Annotated in this window: 13 protein-coding genes, 1 tRNA gene and 1 pseudogene; 7 read left to right on the forward strand and 8 right to left on the reverse strand. The window is 61.8% G+C overall.

The window, feature by feature from the left end; all coding sequences use genetic code 11:
- Positions 1-227 (reverse strand): annotated as a pseudogene (locus AC0L2D_RS25330) (phosphomannomutase/phosphoglucomutase); the annotation flags it as partial.
- A 201-nt stretch (positions 228-428) separates the two neighbouring features.
- On the opposite strand from AC0L2D_RS25330, the gene AC0L2D_RS25335 reads away from it, so the two are divergent.
- The 5 genes from AC0L2D_RS25335 (at position 429) to AC0L2D_RS25355 (ending at position 2772) form a co-directional block, all read left to right on the forward strand.
- A tRNA-Pro gene (locus AC0L2D_RS25335) sits at positions 429-505 on the forward strand.
- A 539-nt stretch (positions 506-1044) separates the two neighbouring features.
- Positions 1045-1335, forward strand: a complete 291-nt coding sequence (locus tag AC0L2D_RS25340; protein ID WP_024503706.1) for a hypothetical protein — start codon at positions 1045-1047, stop codon at positions 1333-1335.
- A 207-nt stretch (positions 1336-1542) separates the two neighbouring features.
- Positions 1543-1758 carry a hypothetical protein gene (locus AC0L2D_RS25345; RefSeq protein ID WP_024503705.1) on the forward strand — a complete coding sequence of 72 codons (216 nt, stop codon included), beginning with the start codon at positions 1543-1545 and terminating at the stop codon, positions 1756-1758.
- Positions 1759-1764: 6 nt separating this feature from the next.
- The gene (locus AC0L2D_RS25350; RefSeq protein ID WP_024503704.1) at positions 1765-2205 is read left to right on the forward strand and encodes a hypothetical protein; all 441 of its coding nucleotides are present in this window, start codon (positions 1765-1767) and stop codon (positions 2203-2205) included.
- Between the two features lie 222 nt (positions 2206-2427).
- Positions 2428-2772 carry a hypothetical protein gene (locus AC0L2D_RS25355; protein WP_013532688.1) on the forward strand — a complete coding sequence of 115 codons (345 nt, stop codon included), beginning with the start codon at positions 2428-2430 and terminating at the stop codon, positions 2770-2772.
- Positions 2773-2805: 33 nt separating this feature from the next.
- Here the strand turns inward: AC0L2D_RS25355 and AC0L2D_RS25360 are convergent, their stop codons facing one another.
- From AC0L2D_RS25360 to AC0L2D_RS25375, 4 genes are all read right to left on the reverse strand, one after another.
- Entirely contained in the window at positions 2806-4425 is a 1620-nt protein-coding gene (locus AC0L2D_RS25360; protein ID WP_013532689.1) for an ABC transporter ATP-binding protein, read from the reverse strand.
- 47 nt (positions 4426-4472) lie between these two features.
- Positions 4473-5597: an ABC transporter permease gene (locus AC0L2D_RS25365; RefSeq protein WP_013532690.1), complete on the reverse strand. Its 1125-nt coding sequence runs from the start codon at positions 5595-5597 to the stop codon at positions 4473-4475.
- Entirely contained in the window at positions 5590-6513 is a 924-nt protein-coding gene (locus tag AC0L2D_RS25370; protein WP_013532691.1) for an ABC transporter permease subunit, read from the reverse strand. The genes AC0L2D_RS25365 and AC0L2D_RS25370 overlap by 8 nt, the downstream gene beginning before the upstream one ends.
- A 163-nt stretch (positions 6514-6676) precedes the next feature.
- Entirely contained in the window at positions 6677-8269 is a 1593-nt protein-coding gene (locus AC0L2D_RS25375; protein ID WP_013532692.1) for a peptide ABC transporter substrate-binding protein, read from the reverse strand.
- 412 nt (positions 8270-8681) lie between these two features.
- Here AC0L2D_RS25375 and AC0L2D_RS25380 point away from each other — a divergent pair, with 412 nt between their 5' ends.
- Together AC0L2D_RS25380 and AC0L2D_RS25385 are read left to right on the forward strand one after the other, a co-directional pair.
- Complete coding sequence (locus tag AC0L2D_RS25380) at positions 8682-9095, forward strand: TadE family protein (protein ID WP_473543036.1); 414 nt, start codon at positions 8682-8684, stop codon at positions 9093-9095.
- Positions 9096-10877: a TadG family pilus assembly protein gene (locus AC0L2D_RS25385; protein ID WP_224674109.1), complete on the forward strand. Its 1782-nt coding sequence runs from the start codon at positions 9096-9098 to the stop codon at positions 10875-10877.
- 10 nt (positions 10878-10887) lie between these two features.
- On the opposite strand, the gene bglA is transcribed toward AC0L2D_RS25385, so the two are convergent.
- The 3 genes from bglA to AC0L2D_RS25400 form a co-directional block, all read right to left on the reverse strand.
- Positions 10888-12510 (reverse strand): beta-galactosidase BglA, encoded by a 1623-nt coding sequence (gene bglA / locus AC0L2D_RS25390; protein ID WP_473542915.1) that lies wholly within the window; start codon positions 12508-12510, stop codon positions 10888-10890.
- Positions 12497-14512, reverse strand: coding sequence for a glycogen debranching protein GlgX (gene glgX, locus AC0L2D_RS25395; protein WP_473542917.1), 2016 nt, complete (start codon positions 14510-14512; stop codon positions 12497-12499). The genes bglA and glgX overlap by 14 nt, the downstream gene beginning before the upstream one ends.
- Before the next feature lie 199 nt (positions 14513-14711).
- Entirely contained in the window at positions 14712-16340 is a 1629-nt protein-coding gene (locus AC0L2D_RS25400; protein WP_013532697.1) for an alpha-D-glucose phosphate-specific phosphoglucomutase, read from the reverse strand.

Genomic DNA, 16340 nt, shown 5'->3' on the forward strand with positions numbered 1-16340 from the left:
TGCCCGGTGACGATATCGGGACCGGCACCGACACGGCGGATCAGCGTGCCAAGCCCCATTCCGAGCGCCTGGACGCCAATCAGATTGAGCTCCGGCAGTTGCGCGGAGCCGGGATGGCCAAACCACCAGCGCGCATCATATTCTCGAAAGCCGGATGGCTTGATCAGCGCTTCGGTTTCGAACTCGAAACTGTTGGGCCGGGCGTCGCCAACGATGCTGAAGGACAAGACTGGAAAACTCCGAGTGGCGGAAATTACGAGTTGTCGAGGACTGCGGCTTAGCACAGAAGGCTTTAAGCCACGTTTATCCCAGGAGGGAATCCGAGCCTTTCGGGCTATGCTCGACGAAAGCCGATGAAATGCGACAGAAGTGCTGCCATGCCGCTTGCAGGAACGAAGTGTGGCGGCTATAAGCCCGCGGTCTGGTCACGGAGTGTAGCGCAGCCTGGTAGCGCACCTCGTTCGGGACGAGGGGGTCGCAGGTTCAAATCCTGCCACTCCGACCAGAAAAAACAAAGAGTTAGCGCATCCCGACTTCGGCGCTCCACCTGCCCCTCAAGCGAGATTACTCGCGTCTCCCCGCCGGCCGACAGCGATGCCTGTTGCACTGGACAGCAACCAGACGGTCTCAACCGGCCGCCTGATGCCTTCGTGCGTGCGCTCGCGGACAGATTCCGGAAAACATCTCAACTGGTACGCGCGTCCGGCTAGCGGAGGCCAAAAAAGCTCAAGATCGCTATCACGATGACCACAGCTCCAACGAGCCAAATGATATTGTTCATGATCTCTCTCCTGTTGCCTGGGGGAAGCCCGCGCCTCTTGCGGAGAACGCGGGCCGACCAGTCTTTGCCGACTGATCCGCAGCAGACACCAAATCGTGATCCCGGCTGCGAGAAATAAAACCATCAGGCACGTCTAATGTTCCGTCGTTGACGAGATCCGGCGGTGACAGTGAACGTTCGGGCCGATGCCGGACCACCGGAACCAAAGCGATCAGGGGCAGTTAATCCAATGAAGGGCTAATTAAGAAAACGGAGGAATTGCAATGAAAACAATGATCATGTGCGCGTTGGCGCTTTCCATTGGACTGCCCGTCGTGGCTTCGGCAGCCGAAGCCGATGTGGTTGTTAGAACCCATCATCGACATCACGGCAGCGTCAAGATCATCAACGAAGACGGTCAGCGCTTGCACCACCGCCGCCATGGTACTGTGGCGTTCTACGACCATGGGCGCCGGCATCATCACCGCGATACCGTTGTCGTGACAGGTTCCGTCTCCACCCATCGCCACCACCATCGGCACCATCCCGTGGTGATCGAGAACGACGGGTACTGACCACAGATCTCCGGCCCGATTCTTGAAGGAATCGGGCCACGAGAGGCCGTTTGATCATGCTTTTGGCAGCACCGTCGGCAAGACAATTGCCCCTAGCCAGACTTAGGTCTGACCCCTGCCCGACCGAAGTCCAGGTTGGAAACGCATGCGCTTGCCCCAAATTCGGGGTGGCGGGCAAAAATCATCGATGAAACCAAGAGCAGCAGCATGTCGAACCGTGAGACCAAACGATCCGATGCCCTGAGCACGCGAGTAACAGAGATCAAGGCCAGGATGCAGCAAGCCCAGATTACCGAAGACGAGATGAAGACCTTCCAGAAGGTCGCGGCCATCATGGAGGGCGGCGAGGGCCGAATCGAGGTTGACGACCTGATTGCCGCGTCATTCCTCACCGACACGCTGCTGAACAGCCCGAAGCGTTAAGCGACCATGCCGACGATTAGCAGACTTTTTGATTCCCACGCCGATGCGACGCGGGTCGCTAGCAACCTGGTGGCGGCCGGAATTCCTCGCGTACAGATCGCGATCATCGGGCCTTACAATGACGAGACAGGATCTGTTTGGGTTTCCGCTTTGGGATCGGTACTGGGCGCTGCCGCCGGCGGGTTGGCATGTCTGAGCGCCGTTGCGGCAGTTGGCATCAATCCTGTTGCTGCGAGCGTATTGCCAACAGCGGTGGCTGGCGCGGTCTGTGGCGGCGTTGCCGGCGGTCTGTTTGGAACATTCGCCCTGCGCGCCATGAAGGCGGATGATCAGGACGTGGCCGAAGGCGTCGTCCTGGTGACGGCGCATGTCGATGAAAATGACGCCGAGATCGCTCAGACAGTGCTCGGCGGTCCCCCGTCGACGTTGGTGGCCGAAGCAGCTTAGGAAAGCCGCCTCGACGTCGCCGGAACCGGCACTCTCCGTTTGCCAGCGATTGAACTCCACACCCGGCAAATAGCAATTCAGACTGGGGATGTTCCTGCTGTCGACCGCATGGCCGAGCCCTGTGGCAGGTTCCTTCGCGGCCGCATATTTTGACGAAAAGGCCCGTCGGCTCTAGGGTCGATGGACCTGATGGAATGAGTGAAACGGCGGGCCGAGTGCGACATGAATTTGAATTCAACCACAGCCCCGCCCTTGATTCTTGTGATGACGCTGGTTCTCGTCGCTGGCTGTTCATCGCTCGGCAGAACCGTCGATCCAGCGAAATACGATTCAATGACGTGCACCGACCTCAACAGCGCGATGGGAGACGTCGCCCGTGACATCTCGCAAACGGCAATCACGCGCGGCAAGGTCGCCAACACCAATGTTCCACGCTGGCTGCTCGGCGGCTCACGCGTGAAGACCGCGGTAGCCAACCGTGAAACAGCCAGGATCGACCGGCTTAAGCAGCAACAGGATGCCATTGCCGCCGTGCGAGCGCGCAAGTGCCAGAGGTCCGCGAATTGAGCGGACAGCCAACGCCTCGGTGCAGAGCCCGGTTCAGGCGCTCAGGCGAAATCGCGTCACGTCGATCGCGGCGGCCATCAGCGTCTGTGTGTAGGCGTGCTGCGGATTGCTGAAGATCGCCTCGGTCGGCCCTTCCTCGACGATCTTGCCCTGTTTCATGACGATGATGTAGTCGGCCATGGCGCGCACGACCGACAGATCGTGGCTGATGAAGAGATAGGACAATTCGTGGTCCGCCTGCAGCTTGCGCAGCAGTTCGACGATCTGTTTCTGCACAGAGCGATCGAGCGCCGAAGTCGGCTCATCCAATACCACCAGCCTGGGCTTCAGGATCATGGCGCGGGCAATGGCGATGCGCTGCCGCTGACCGCCGGAGAATTCGTGCGGGTAGCGGTTGCGGGCGTTGGGGTCGAGGCCGACCTCGCGCAATGCCTCGACCGCGCGTTGATCACGCTGCTTGCCCGAAAGGTCAGGCTCATGCACCAGAAGTCCTTCGGTGATGACCTGGCCGACAGTCATGCGCGGCGACAACGAGCCGAACGGGTCCTGGAAGACGAGCTGCATCTGGCGCCGCAGCGGCCGCATCGCCTGCCGGTCGGCTTGGGAAATGTCGCGATCGCCGAAACGGATGAGCCCGTCACTCGGCAACAGCCGCAGCAAGGCGCGGCCAAGCGTCGACTTGCCCGAGCCGGATTCACCAACGATGCCGATGGTCTGGTTGCGCTGCAGCCGGATCGAGATGTGATCGACTGCACGCAGCATCAGCGGTTCGCCAGCAAGAAACCCGCCGCCGATCCTGAACGTCACTTCGACATTCCTGCCTTCGAGCAGCACTGGGGCGTTGGCGGGCGGCGGCGCCTTGCTGCCGGTCGGCTCGGCCGCCAGCAGCATTTTCGTGTAGGCATGCTGTGGGTTGACGAAGATGGCCTCCGCCTCCCCCTCCTCGACAACCTCGCCCTGGCGCATGACATAGACCCGATCGGCAAAGCGGCGGACGATGCCAAGATCGTGGGTGATGAAGACGATCGCCATGCCGAGCTTGCGCTGCAATTCGGCCAGAAGCATCAGGATCTGCGCCTGTATGGTCACATCGAGCGCCGTCGTCGGCTCGTCGGCGATCAATATGTCAGGGTCGTTGGCGAGCGCCATCGCGATCATCACACGCTGGCGCTGGCCACCCGACATTTCGTGCGGATAGGATTTCATCCGCCGCTCGGGATCGGGAATATGCACCAGCCGCAGCAGTTTGAGCGCTTCTTCACGTGCCTCGGCGACATTCAGGCCCCGATGCCGGCGGATCGGTTCGATCAACTGGTTGCCGATTGAATAGAGCGGATCGAGCGAAGTCATCGGCTCCTGGAAGATCATGCTGATCTTGCGGCCACGGACCTTGTTGAGCTCGGATTTGCTGAGTGTTAGAAGATTGCGGCCACGATAGTCGACGCTGCCTGTCGCTTCGCCATTCGACGCCAGCAGGCTCATCGCCGCCATCATCGTCTGGCTTTTGCCGGAGCCGGATTCGCCGACCACGGCAACGGTCTCGCCCGATTTGACATGGATGTTTATGCCCTTGACCGCCTCGACGGCGCCGTCGAGCGTGCGGAAGCGGACACGCAAATCCTTGACGCTGAGGATCGTTTCGGAAGCAGCCATCTCAGCGGTTTCCCTCTTTATCGATCCGCATCTTAGCGATCCCCATCTTAGCGATCCCTCGGGTCGAGTGCGTCGCGCAGGCCGTCGCCGACGAAGTTCAGCGCAAACAGCGTCGAGACGAGGAAGAAGGCGGGGAACAGGAGCAGCCAGTTGGCGGTGCCGATGTTCTTGGCGCCGACCGAGATCAGAACGCCCCAGCTGGTCATCGGCTCCTGCACGCCGAGGCCGAGAAACGATAGGAAGCTTTCCAGGATGATCACCTGCGGCACCAGCAGCGTCATGTAGATGACCACCGGGCCGAGCAGGTTGGGGATGACGTGGCGCAGCAGGATGCCGCGCTGGCCGACGCCCATGGCTTCCGCCGCCTGGACATATTCCTGGCGGCGGATCGACAGTGCCTGGCCGCGCACGATGCGCGCCATGTCGAGCCACAGCACGGCGCCGACGGCCAGGAACATCAGCACGAAGTTGCGGCCGAAGAACACCACCAGCATGATGACGAAGAAGATGAAGGGCAAGGAATAGAGCACGTCGACGATGCGCATCATCACCTCGTCGACCTTGCCTCCGGCAAAACCGGCAGCGGCCCCGTAGACCACGCCGATGACCACCGCCACGACGCCCGCGAGCAGGCCGATGGCCAGCGATATACGCCCGGCCATCAGCGTGCGCGACAACAGGTCCCGTCCGGTGTTGTCGGTGCCGAACAGGAAATATTGCTGCTTGATCGAGGCGCTCATCGTCACTTCGAGACCGTCCGGCGACTTGCTCTCGATCTTGGTGTCGTCAAAGGCATCGGATCGGTCAAGATAGCGGATGTTGCGATCGTCGATCGGCCTGGTCGACTTGACGGTGACGAAGACCTGGTTGCCTTCCTGCCGCCATTCCTTGATGTCGACCCGCATGCGCTTGATCGCTTCGGTGAGCGCCGTCTCGATCATGTCGGCCTTCGGATAGGCTGACAGGCTTGGCGGCATGCGCACATAGTCGGCATAGATGGTGGTGTATTGATGCGGCACGAACCATGGCCCGAACACGCTGACGACCCCGATCAGGGCAAGGTAATACAGGCTGAACATGGCGGCGCGATTGGCCTTGAGCCGCGCCCAGGCATCCCCCCAGAGCGAACGGCCGATGACGGTGGGGGCGACTGTGGCCGCGATGTCAGTCATAGCGCACTCTCGGATCGACGACCGCGTACATGACGTCGACGATCAGGTTGAAGACAATGGTAAAGATGGCGATCACCACCACCGTTCCCATCACCAGCGTGTAGTCACGATTGAGCGCGGCATCGACGAAATAGCGGCCGACGCCTGGGATGGAGAAGATCGTCTCGACGATGACCGAGCCGGTCAGCAGTGCCGCCGCCGCCGGACCGGTGAAGGAGACGATCGGCAGGATGGCGCCGCGCAAAGCATGCTTGACCACCACCGACCAGTCGGACAGGCCCAGCGCGCGCGCCGTGCGGATGTGGTGGGACCGCAAGGATTCGATCATCGAGCCACGCATCAGCCGGGCGACGATGGCGATCTGCGGCAGGGCGAGCGTCAGCACCGGACCGACCTTGTTGATGAAAGCGCCATCGCCCCACCCACCGATCGGCAGCAGCCTCCAAGTCAGCCCGAACAGGAGTTGGATCACCGGCGCGATGACGAAGGTTGGGATGGTGCTGCCGGCCGTCGCCAGCGCGATCACCGTATAGTCGCCAAGCTTGTTCTGATTGAGCGCCGCAATGGTGCCGAGCACGGAACCGAGCAGCAGCGCCAGGACAAGCGCCGAGGCGCCGAGCTGGACCGAAATCGGCAGCCCCTTGGCGAACAGTTCGGTGACGGTGAAATCCGGCATGTTGTAGCTCGGGCCGAAATTGCCGCGCAACAGATTGCCGAGATAGTGGACGAATTGTAGCCAGAGCGGGTCGTTGAGGCCGAACTGGGCTTCGAGATTGGCCCTGATCTCGGGACTGAGCCCCCGCTCCTGGTTGAATGGACCGCCCGGCGCGACGCGCATCAGGAAAAACGCCATTGTCACGATGACGAACAGCGTTGGAATGGCGGTCAGAAGCCGCCGTAATACGTATCGCAGCATCGGTGCCCCGCTTGATCCAGAGCCGCGCGCGTCCAGTTGGACGGCCGCGCTCCAGCTTTCAAATCTTCGCACCGGCATTGCCGAAATCGAATTCCGGTAACCGGGCCGATGCGATGGCAAACCATCGCCACCGCGCCTGGAGGGCGCGGTGGCTTGGCCAGGGTTAGTCCTTGCTGACGAAGCGCGACGGATGCACGTCCATCACGTTGTCGACGAAGCCATGCAGCTTCGAGGAGACGATATCGTGGTAGCTGTAATAGAGGAGCGGTATCTGGCCGACGTCGTCGACCAGGATGCGTTCGGCGTCGGCCAATTCCTTCATGCGCTGTTCGGGGTTGCCGCCGGCGGCGGCCGCCTTGTCCATGGCCGCTTCATAGGCCGGGCTGTTGTAGTCCGAATAATTGTTGCCGCTGGCCTTGCGCGAGATGCCGAGGAAGGTTTCCGGATCCTTGTAATCGGCGATCCAGGCGGCACGTGCCAGATCATAGTTGCCCTTCTGCTCGAGGAAGGAGTAGTGGGTCTTGGTGTCGGTGTTGAGCAGCGTGACGTCGACGCCAAGCGGCTTCAGCTGTTCCTGGATCGCCACCGCAGTGTTCTTGTGGTTTTCCGACGTGTTATAGCGGATTTCCATCTTCAGCGGCTTTTCGGGCGTATAGCCGAGTTTCTCGAGGATCTTCTTGGCCGCATCCTCGCGGTCGATCTGCGGCATGTCCGCATATTTGGCCATTGCCGGCGTGTAGCCTTCGATGCCGGGAGGCACCATTGAATAGCCGGGCAGCATCGAGTTCTGCCAGACTTTTTCGGCGAGGAAGTCGCGGTCGATCGCCATCGAGATGGCATTGCGCAGCTCTACATTATCCCACGGCGCCTTGTCGGTCTTGATCGCATAATAATAGGTGCCGAGATACGGTCCGACGTGGATCTGGTCGCCAAACTTGGTCTTGAGATCGGCGAGCTGTTCAGTCGGAAGGTCGTCGTAGCTGTCCAGTTCGCCTGCCTCGAAGCGCTTCATCGCCGAAGAGCGGTCCTCGGTCGGGATGTAGTTGACGACGTCGAACTTGACGGTCGCCGCATCCCAGAATTTCGGGTTCTTGACCAGCTTCATATGATCGTTGGGAACCCATTCGGCCAGCGTATAGGCGCCGTTCGAAACGAGATTGCCGGGCTTGATCCAATCGGCGCCGAGCTTTTCGATGGAGGCCTTGCTCACCGGATAGGTCGCCTGGTGGGTCAGCATCTCCAGGAAGTAGGGCGTCGGCGCCTTCAGCGTGACCTCCAGCGTATTTGCGTCAATCGCCTTGACGCCCATGTCCTCAGGCTTGCCCTTCTTGGTGTTGACGTCCTCCGCACCCTTTACCGGATACAGCATCGAGGCATATTCGGCGCCGGTCGCCGGATCCTCCAGCCGGTGGAAGGCATAGACGAAATCGTCCGCCGTAACCGGGCTGCCATCCGACCACATGCCGTCCTTGCGCAGCTTGAACGTATAGACGGTTCCGTCGTCCGAAACCGTCCAGCTCTCGGCGGCACCAGGAATGAGATTGGCCTTCTGGTCCTGCATGACCAAGCCCTGGAACAGGTCGCGCAGGACATTGGCTTCGTAAACCGTCGAGGTCTTGTGCGGATCGACCGACTCCGATTCAGCGGCGGTGCCCCTGTTATAGACGGTCTCGGCAAAGGCCTGCGTGTAGAACGTCCCGGCGGCCAGCGTCATCGTCGTGGCGAACACAGTCGCCTTCAGCATGTTTTTCAGCATGAAGTTCTCCCTATCGGCGCTGCCGTTGGCGCGCCTATTAAGTGTTGACGCCCTGGAGCCGATATCTGACCCCTTTGAGCGCGCCGCTGGTTCCCGTCCTGCGGCTCGTGCCCAGACACTAACGCGGAGAATTTTTATTTCAACAGACTCTCTGGGTCACCCAAAGTAAGGCGGACGAAAGCTATGGTGTGGCCGCTGAAACACCAGCCGAAACCAAAAGCTTGACTTGGTTTCTTCACCTCGACGCTATTTTTCACCGCGAATCGGGAGCCATGCCAGTTTGCCGGAATGTCTTAATGCGTTCTTAAGCAACCTGAGGTTACATTACGAGCACCTTCTATACGGTTCGAGCTTCAGACGCGCGGCGGCTATGAGTAACGGAGCAAGTAATTTGCCCAAAATCCGTCAACTAATGCGGAACTTTCAAGAAGAGCGCGGTACCTCTGCGGTTGAATTTGCCTTGCTTTCACCGATTTTCATTCTTCTTCTACTCGGAATGGTTGCATACGGTATATACTTCGGCGCCGCCAACTCGATCCAGCAGATCGCAGCGGATGCCGCCCGCACGGCAATTGCCGGGTTGAACCAAACCGAACGTCAAACGCTCGTAGCCAGCTTCGTCACCAACAATGCCGGCGGATATCCCTTCGTGGATGTCAGCAAGTTGACCTACCAGGCCAACGACAGCTCGGCCGATGGAAGCCAGTTCGTGGTGTCCATACAATACGACGCCCGCAACCTGCCGATCTGGAACCTTTTCCCGGGCATGGCCATGCCCGGGACCACGATCAGGCGCCAGTCAACGATCAGGGTCGGGGGCATTTGAATGCTGCTGCATGCGTGCAATGGGATCGGTCGGCTTGCCCGGTTGATGCTGAGTGACAGGAAAGCGAACTTCACCGTCATGGCGGCATTGAGCGCGCCGGTGGCGCTGGCGCTGGCCGCAGTGGCCATCGACGAAGCCTCGATCTACACCGAGCGCCGCGAAGCGCAGGCAATGGTGGATCTGGCGGCGATCACCGCCGCCTCGAACATGACCAATGTCAATACAGCGGTCGTTACCACGCTGACCGACAACGGCATGCCAGGGGTTGTCGTTCAAAGCTCGGGACAGACGATCGAGCCAGCGGTCGGCAAAACCGTCGTGACGGTCACGCCCGGGCGATATGTGGCATCCGGGGCCAATGTGGGCCAGCGTTTCCAGGCCAGCATAACCCCCTACAATGCCGTCCGCGTCACCCTGAAGAAGATCCCCGCCCGCTATTTCGCGAGTTCGCTGATCCCCACTCCCGTCATCGGCACCCAAGCCACCGCCAGCATGACGCCACAGGCGACATTCTCGGTCGGATCGAGGCTCGCCAGCCTCGATGGCGGTATCCTCAACGCGCTTCTCGGCGGGCTTCTCGGCAGCAACATCTCGCTCAGCGTCATGGACTACAACGCGCTGATCTCCGCGGATGTGAGCGTGCTCTCCTTCGTGGACGGCCTTGCCACACAGCTGAACCTAACTGGCGTCTCGTATTCGGATGTGCTGGCATCGAAGGCGACCGTCGGCCAGATCGCCACGGCCATGGCCAATGTGCCTGGGCTTGGCAACACGGCCAAGGTCGCCCTGCAGACGATCGCGTCCAAGTCGACCAGCACGGTCCAGATCCCGCTCAGTCATCTGGTCGATCTCGGCTCCGTCGGCAAGTTGGGCCTCGGCCAAAGGCCCGCCGGCCTCGGCGTCGACGCCAGCGCCTTGGGAATGCTGACGGCCGCCGCCGGACTGGCAAACGGTTCAAAACAGGTCGACGTCGCCCTCGGCGCCACCATTCCCGGGGTGCTGTCGACCACGCTCGCCATCGCCATCGGCGAACCACCGCAATCCTCGCCATGGCTGGCGGTTGGAGAAGCCGGCACCGTGGTTCGCACCGCGCAAACGCGCATCAAGCTGCTTGTCACGGTCGGCGTCGGCAACCCAAACCTGGGCGGCGGTATCAGCCTGCTGTCGGTCAAGCTGCCGCTGAATGTCGAAGTAGCCTACGCCGAGGCCAAGCTGACCGACATCAACTGCCCGACCGGCCCCGACAGCCTGAAGGTTACCATTGCCGCGAAGCCCGGCATCGCGGCGGTGAACCTTGCCGCCAGCGATGCCGATAACAGCCCCACCGCCTTCGCCGATTTCAGCAACCCGCAGTCGTTCTCCGACGCCAACATCGCGGATGTCAGCCTCAATCTGCTGCTGTTAAAAATCCCGCTAATACTGGTGAAGGGTTCGGCGGGAGCCGACATCACCAACGTCAGCCCGACCAATCTGGTCTTCAACAAAACCGAGATCGCCGCCAAAACCATCAAGACGACGCCGACACGGGACATTACCCAGACGCTGACGACGTCACTGGTCGACAAGTTGTCGCTTTCCGTCAATGCGCTTGGTATCCTCGGGCTTGACGTAACGGCGTTGCTCGGCACCGTGAAGCCAGCTGTGACGACGCTTCTGAAAACCGTGACCGCACCAGTCGACACATTGCTTTACAGCCTGCTCGATACGCTCGGCGTGCATCTCGGCGTGGCCGATGTCCGGGTCACCGGCGCGACATGCGGACGTGCCGTGCTGGTGCAGTAACGTCGGGATATCAGTCGAGCCTGCCCAAAAAGGCTCCGAGCGCTGGCAGCAAAAGCTCAGTCTCGACGACCGCGGCATTGCCATCCAGCTGCGCAACCGCTCGGATGTCCCCCGGCAACGGCCAATTGGCCTGTCCTCCGGCGAAATTGAAGACACAGAGCAGTCTTTCACCGCCGCCGTCGCGGATGAAAGCGAGCAGGTCACCCTCGGCGTCGAGAAAGCGGATCGAGCCGGATATCAGCGCCTCATGCTCCCCGCGCAAGGCCAGCGCAGCCCGGTAGGACGCGAGCACAGAGACCGTGTCGGCATTCTGGACGTCGACGGCGCGAGCGCGATGGCTGGCCGGTATCGGCAGCCAGGGCCTGGCCGTGGAGAAGCCTGCATTGTCGGCGCCGGCCTCCCACACCATCGGCGTGCGGCACCCATCCCTGCCCTTGACGCCTGGCCAGAAGCGGATGCCGACGGGATCGCGCAGATCTTCATAGGCCAGCTCCGCCTCCTCCAGCCCGAGTTCCTCGCCCTCATAGAGGCAGATCGAGCCGCGCAGGCAGGCGAGCAGCATGATCGAGAATCTTGCGACCGCGTCGGGCTCGCTGTCCGGCCTTGTCCAGCGGCTGACATGGCGCGCCACGTCATGGTTGGAGAAGGCCCAGCAGACCCAGCCGTCGGAGACGGCCGCCTCGAAGGCTTCGACGCAGCCACGCACATGCGCGGCCGAGAACTGCGGACCGAGCAGGTCGAAGGTGTAACACATATGCAGCTTGTCGCCGCCTGAGGTATAGGCGGCGAGCGTCTGCAGCGAGCGGCCTTCATCGCCGATCTCGCCGACGGCAGCACGGTCGTCATATTCGTCGAGCAGCGCCCTGAAGCGGCGCAGGAATGCCAGGTTTTCCGGCTGCGTCTTGTCGAACAGGTGCTCCTGGTAAAGGTAGGTGTTGGTCTCGCTGTTGGTGCCGGCGACGCTTGATGCCAAGGGTGGATTGCTGCGCAGCCAGCGGTCGTGGACATAGTAATTGACCGTATCGAGCCGAAAACCGTCGACGCCGCGCTCCAACCAGAAGCGCACGGTTTCCAGAAGCGCGTCCTGAACCTCCGGATTGTGGAAATTCAGATCGGGCTGCGAGGGGAGGAAATTGTGCATGTAATACTGCCGACGGGTCGAATCCCATTCCCAGGCCGGGCCACCGAAGACGGAGAGCCAGTTGTTTGGCGCGCTGCCATCTGGCTTGGTATCGGCCCAGACATACCAGTCGGCCTTGGGGTTATCGCGGCTGGCGCGGCTTTCGACAAACCAGTCGTGCTTGTCGGATGAATGCGACAGCACCTGGTCGATGATGATCTTCAGGCCGAGACGATGCGCCTCGGCGACCAGCGCATCGAAATCCTCGAGCGTGCCGAACATCGGATCGACATCGCAGTAGTCCGACACGTCGTAGCCCATATCGGCCATCGGCGACTTGAAGAAAGGCGACAGCCAGATGGCGTCGACACCGAGCGAGGCGACATGGGCGAGCCTCGATGTGATACCGGCGAGATCGCCGCTGCCATCGCCGGTCGTGTCCTGGAAGGAGCGCGGATAGATCTGGTAGATGACGCAACCGCGCCACCATCCCTTCTTGTCACTCGCCGCCATTGCGCTTCTCCCTTGTGTCGGCCTGCGCTCGTTCGATCATGAAGATCATCGTCCGCCCGGATATTGGCCGCGAGATATCCGCCGCATCCGGCGCTTCGATAGCTGGGGCCCAGAAGAATCCGTCTCGTTCAGGCAAGGTAAACATGCAGGCCCGGCGATCGCCGTTGATAAGCACCGCAAGACGGCGGCCGTCATCGCTGGCGCCACTCAGGACCATGACAAGACGGTGCCGCTGCGGATCCTGCCAGCTCTGTTCATCGAGCGGCGCGCCCGTCTCAGCAAGCCATGCGACGTCCGGTATCTCCGAACCTGCCGGCGGCTGGCCAGTGAGGAAGCTTGTGTCGGAAAGCGCCGGCATCGATCGGCGCAGCCTCGAGAGTTCCGCCGTGTAGCGCTCCAGCGCCTGGTCGCGGCCGGCCCAGTCGAGCCAGGTGATCTCGTTGTCCTGGGCATAGGCGTTGTTGTTGCCTTGCTGGGTGCGGCCGAATTCGTCGCCCGCGGTCAGCATGATGGTGCCGCGCGAGGCAAACAGCGCGGCGAGCAGAGCGCGCTGGTCGTTCTGGCGAGCCGCTGCCACGGCCGGGTTGTCCGCATCACCTTCCACGCCGTTGTTCCAGGACAGGTTTTCATTGTGGCCGTCGCGGTTCTGCTCGCCATTGGCTTCGTTGTGCTTGCGCTCGTAGCGCACGATGTCGGCGAGCGTCATGCCGTCATGGGCGGCGATGAAATTGACACTGCGGCTGGCGCCTTGCCCGTTCGCGGCAAACACATCTGACGAACCGGCGAGCCGGGTCGCCAGGGCGCCGACCATGCCGGCCTCGCCACGCCAGAACCGTCTGACATCGTCGCGATACTTGTCGTTCCATTCGAGGAAGGGCGCTGGAAAATTGCCGAGCTGATAGCCGTCGGGGCCGATGTCCCACGGCTCGGCGATCAACACGCGATCGGCCAGCAGTGCGTCATCGCGCATCCCTCTCAGCAACGGCGCCTCGGCATCGAATGTGCCCTCGACCCGCCCCAGAATGGGAGCGAGGTCGAAGCGGAAGCCATCGACACCGGCATCCCTGACGAAATGGCGAAGCGTGTCGAGGACCATTTCCTGGACCACAGGATGGTCGCAAGCGACTGTGTTGCCGGTACCGGTGTCGTTGGCCAGCCCGCCATCAGGTGTGTGCCGGTAGTAGGCCTGGTTGTCGAAGCCGCGCAGCGACAGCGTTGGACCAAGCCTGTCGCTCTCGCCGGTGTGGTTGAAGACGAGGTCGAGGATGACGCCGATACCAGCCTGGCGCAGCACAGCGACCGTGTTTCGCAGTTCCATGATGCCGCCCGGCGCAAGGCGCGGATCGAGGGCCATGAACGTCACGGGATTGTAGCCCCAGGCGTTGCGCAGCCCGAGCGGCGGCAGATGCCGTTCGTCGATCGACGCGGTCACCGGCATCAGTTCGACCGCGCCAACGCCGAGTTTTTTCAGGTGCTCGACGATCGCCGGTTGAGCAAGTGCGGCGACTGTTCCGCGCAATTTTTCGGGAACGTCCGAATGCAGCATGGTGAAGGCGCGCACCGGAATTTCGTAGACCAGGCCGCCGGCGCGGAAGAGCGGCGGCGCAGCCTGCACAGGCTTCGGTAGCGCAGCCGCGATCGCCTTCGGCATCAGCGACGCGGTATCGCCCCCCTCGCCCCGGCGATCGGCCAGCCGCCAGTCGTAGGCATAGGGCCTGTCAATCTCGACGGCGTAGGGATCGGTCAGCAATTTGTCGGGGTCGAACCACAGTCCATGCTCCGGCGCATAGTCCCCGTCGGCGCGGAAACCGTAGCGGGTTCCGGAGCCAAGACCTGCAACGAACAGCGCATGGACGCCCTCGCCTTCCCGCTGCAGTTCGAGCCGTTCGATTTCCCGCATGCCCTGCTCCTCGAAGATCGAGACCCAAAGCCGACGGGCGGCCTGCGACCAGGCGGCAAAGCGGATGCCTTCGCGGGTGACTGTGGCGCCGAGCTGGGTCATGCCCGCGCCTCACCTTCTCCCCTCGCGGGAGAAGGTGGATCGGCGCGCAGCGCCGAGACGGATGAGGGGTGTTGGAAGGACCGCGGCGTTGGTGATCTGGACATCGGTTTGCGCCAAGCTGGAGCACCCCTCATCCGACCGAGCTTCGCTCGGCCACCTTCTCCCACAAGGGGAGAAGGTGAAACGCGCGCAGCCACTCTCAAGTGATCACGCTCGGCTTGGGGCGGCCGGTATGGCTGTGAATCCCGGCAATATCGTCAGCCGCGGCAATCAGATCGGCAAGGGCGGCCTGGGTGTCGAGATCGTGCCGAGACTTGTCCGGCTCGTAGCGCTCGATGTAGACGCGCAACGTCGCGCCCGACGTGCCGGTGCCGGACAGCCGAAAGACGACCCGCGAACCACCTTCGAACAGAACCCTGATGCCCTGATGCTCGCTGATCGAACCGTCGACCGGATCGTGATAGGCAAAATCGTCGGCGCTGGCGATTTTCAGGCCGCGCACGCTGGTGCCAGGCAGCGAGCCGAGCTTGGCACGCAGTTCGTCGACCAGCGCGTTGGCGCGGTCGCTCTCGACCTCTTCATAATCGTGCCGCGAATAGTAGTTGCGACCGTAGGTCGCCCAGTGCTCGGTGACGATCTGCTTGCAGCTTTCGCCACGCGCGGCAAGGATGTTGAGCCACAAAAGCACCGCCCACAGGCCGTCCTTTTCGCGGACATGGTTGGAGCCGGTGCCGGCACTCTCCTCGCCGCAGATCGTCGCCATGTCGGCATCGAGCAGATTGCCGAAGAATTTCCAGCCGGTCGGAGTCTCATAGATGCCGACGCCGAGTTTTTCAGCAACGCGATCGGCCGCGCCACTGGTCGGCATCGAGCGTGCAATGCCTTTCAAACCGGCCTTGTAGCCGGGCGCCAGACGCGCATTGGCGGCGAGCATGGCGACCGAATCCGACGGGGTGACGAAAATGCCCTTGCCGATGATCAGATTGCGGTCGCCATCCCCATCCGAGGCGGCACCGAAATCCGGCGCGTCCGGTCCCATCATCTCGTCATAGAGGTGTTTGGCGTGGACAAGGTTCGGGTCCGGATGGTGGCCGCCGAAATCCGGCAGCGGCTTGAAATTGCGGCAGGTGCCATTGGGCGCGCCGAGCCGGTTTTCCAGGATCTCCTTGGCGTAGGGGCCGGTCACCGCGTGCATGGCGTCGAAGCGCATGCGGAAGCCGGACTTGAAGAGTTTGCGCAGGGCGTCGAAATCGAACAGGCTTTCCATCAGCGCGGCATAGTCCACGACCGGATCGATGATCTCGACCGTCATGCCGGCGGCCTTGACCGTTCCTGTTGTGTCGATGTCGATCGGATCGATATCGGCGATCTTGAAGCTCGAAATCGCCTTGGTCTTTTCGAAGATCGCGTCGGTGAGCTTTTCCGGCGCCGGGCCGCCATTGCCGGCATTGTACTTGATGCCGAAATCCTCATGCGGGCCGCCCGGATTGTGGCTGGCCGACAGGATGATGCCGCCAAAGGTCTTGTATTTGCGGATGACATGCGAAGCGGCTGGCGTCGACAGGATGCCGCCCTGCCCGACCATCACCTTGCCGAAGCCGTTGGCGGCTGCGATGGCGATGGCCTTCTGGATGACCTCGCGGTTGTAGAAGCGGCCGTCGCCACCGATCACCAGGGTCTTGCCCTTGAAACCGTCGAGCGCGTCGAAGATCGACTGGATGAAATTCTCGGCATAGTGCTCCTGCTGAAAGACAGGCACCTTCTTGCGCAGGCCCGACGTGCCGGGCTTCTGGTCGGAATAAGGCTTGGTGGGAACGGTCCGTATCAT

Source organism: Mesorhizobium sp. WSM4833, from assembly GCF_055811095.1.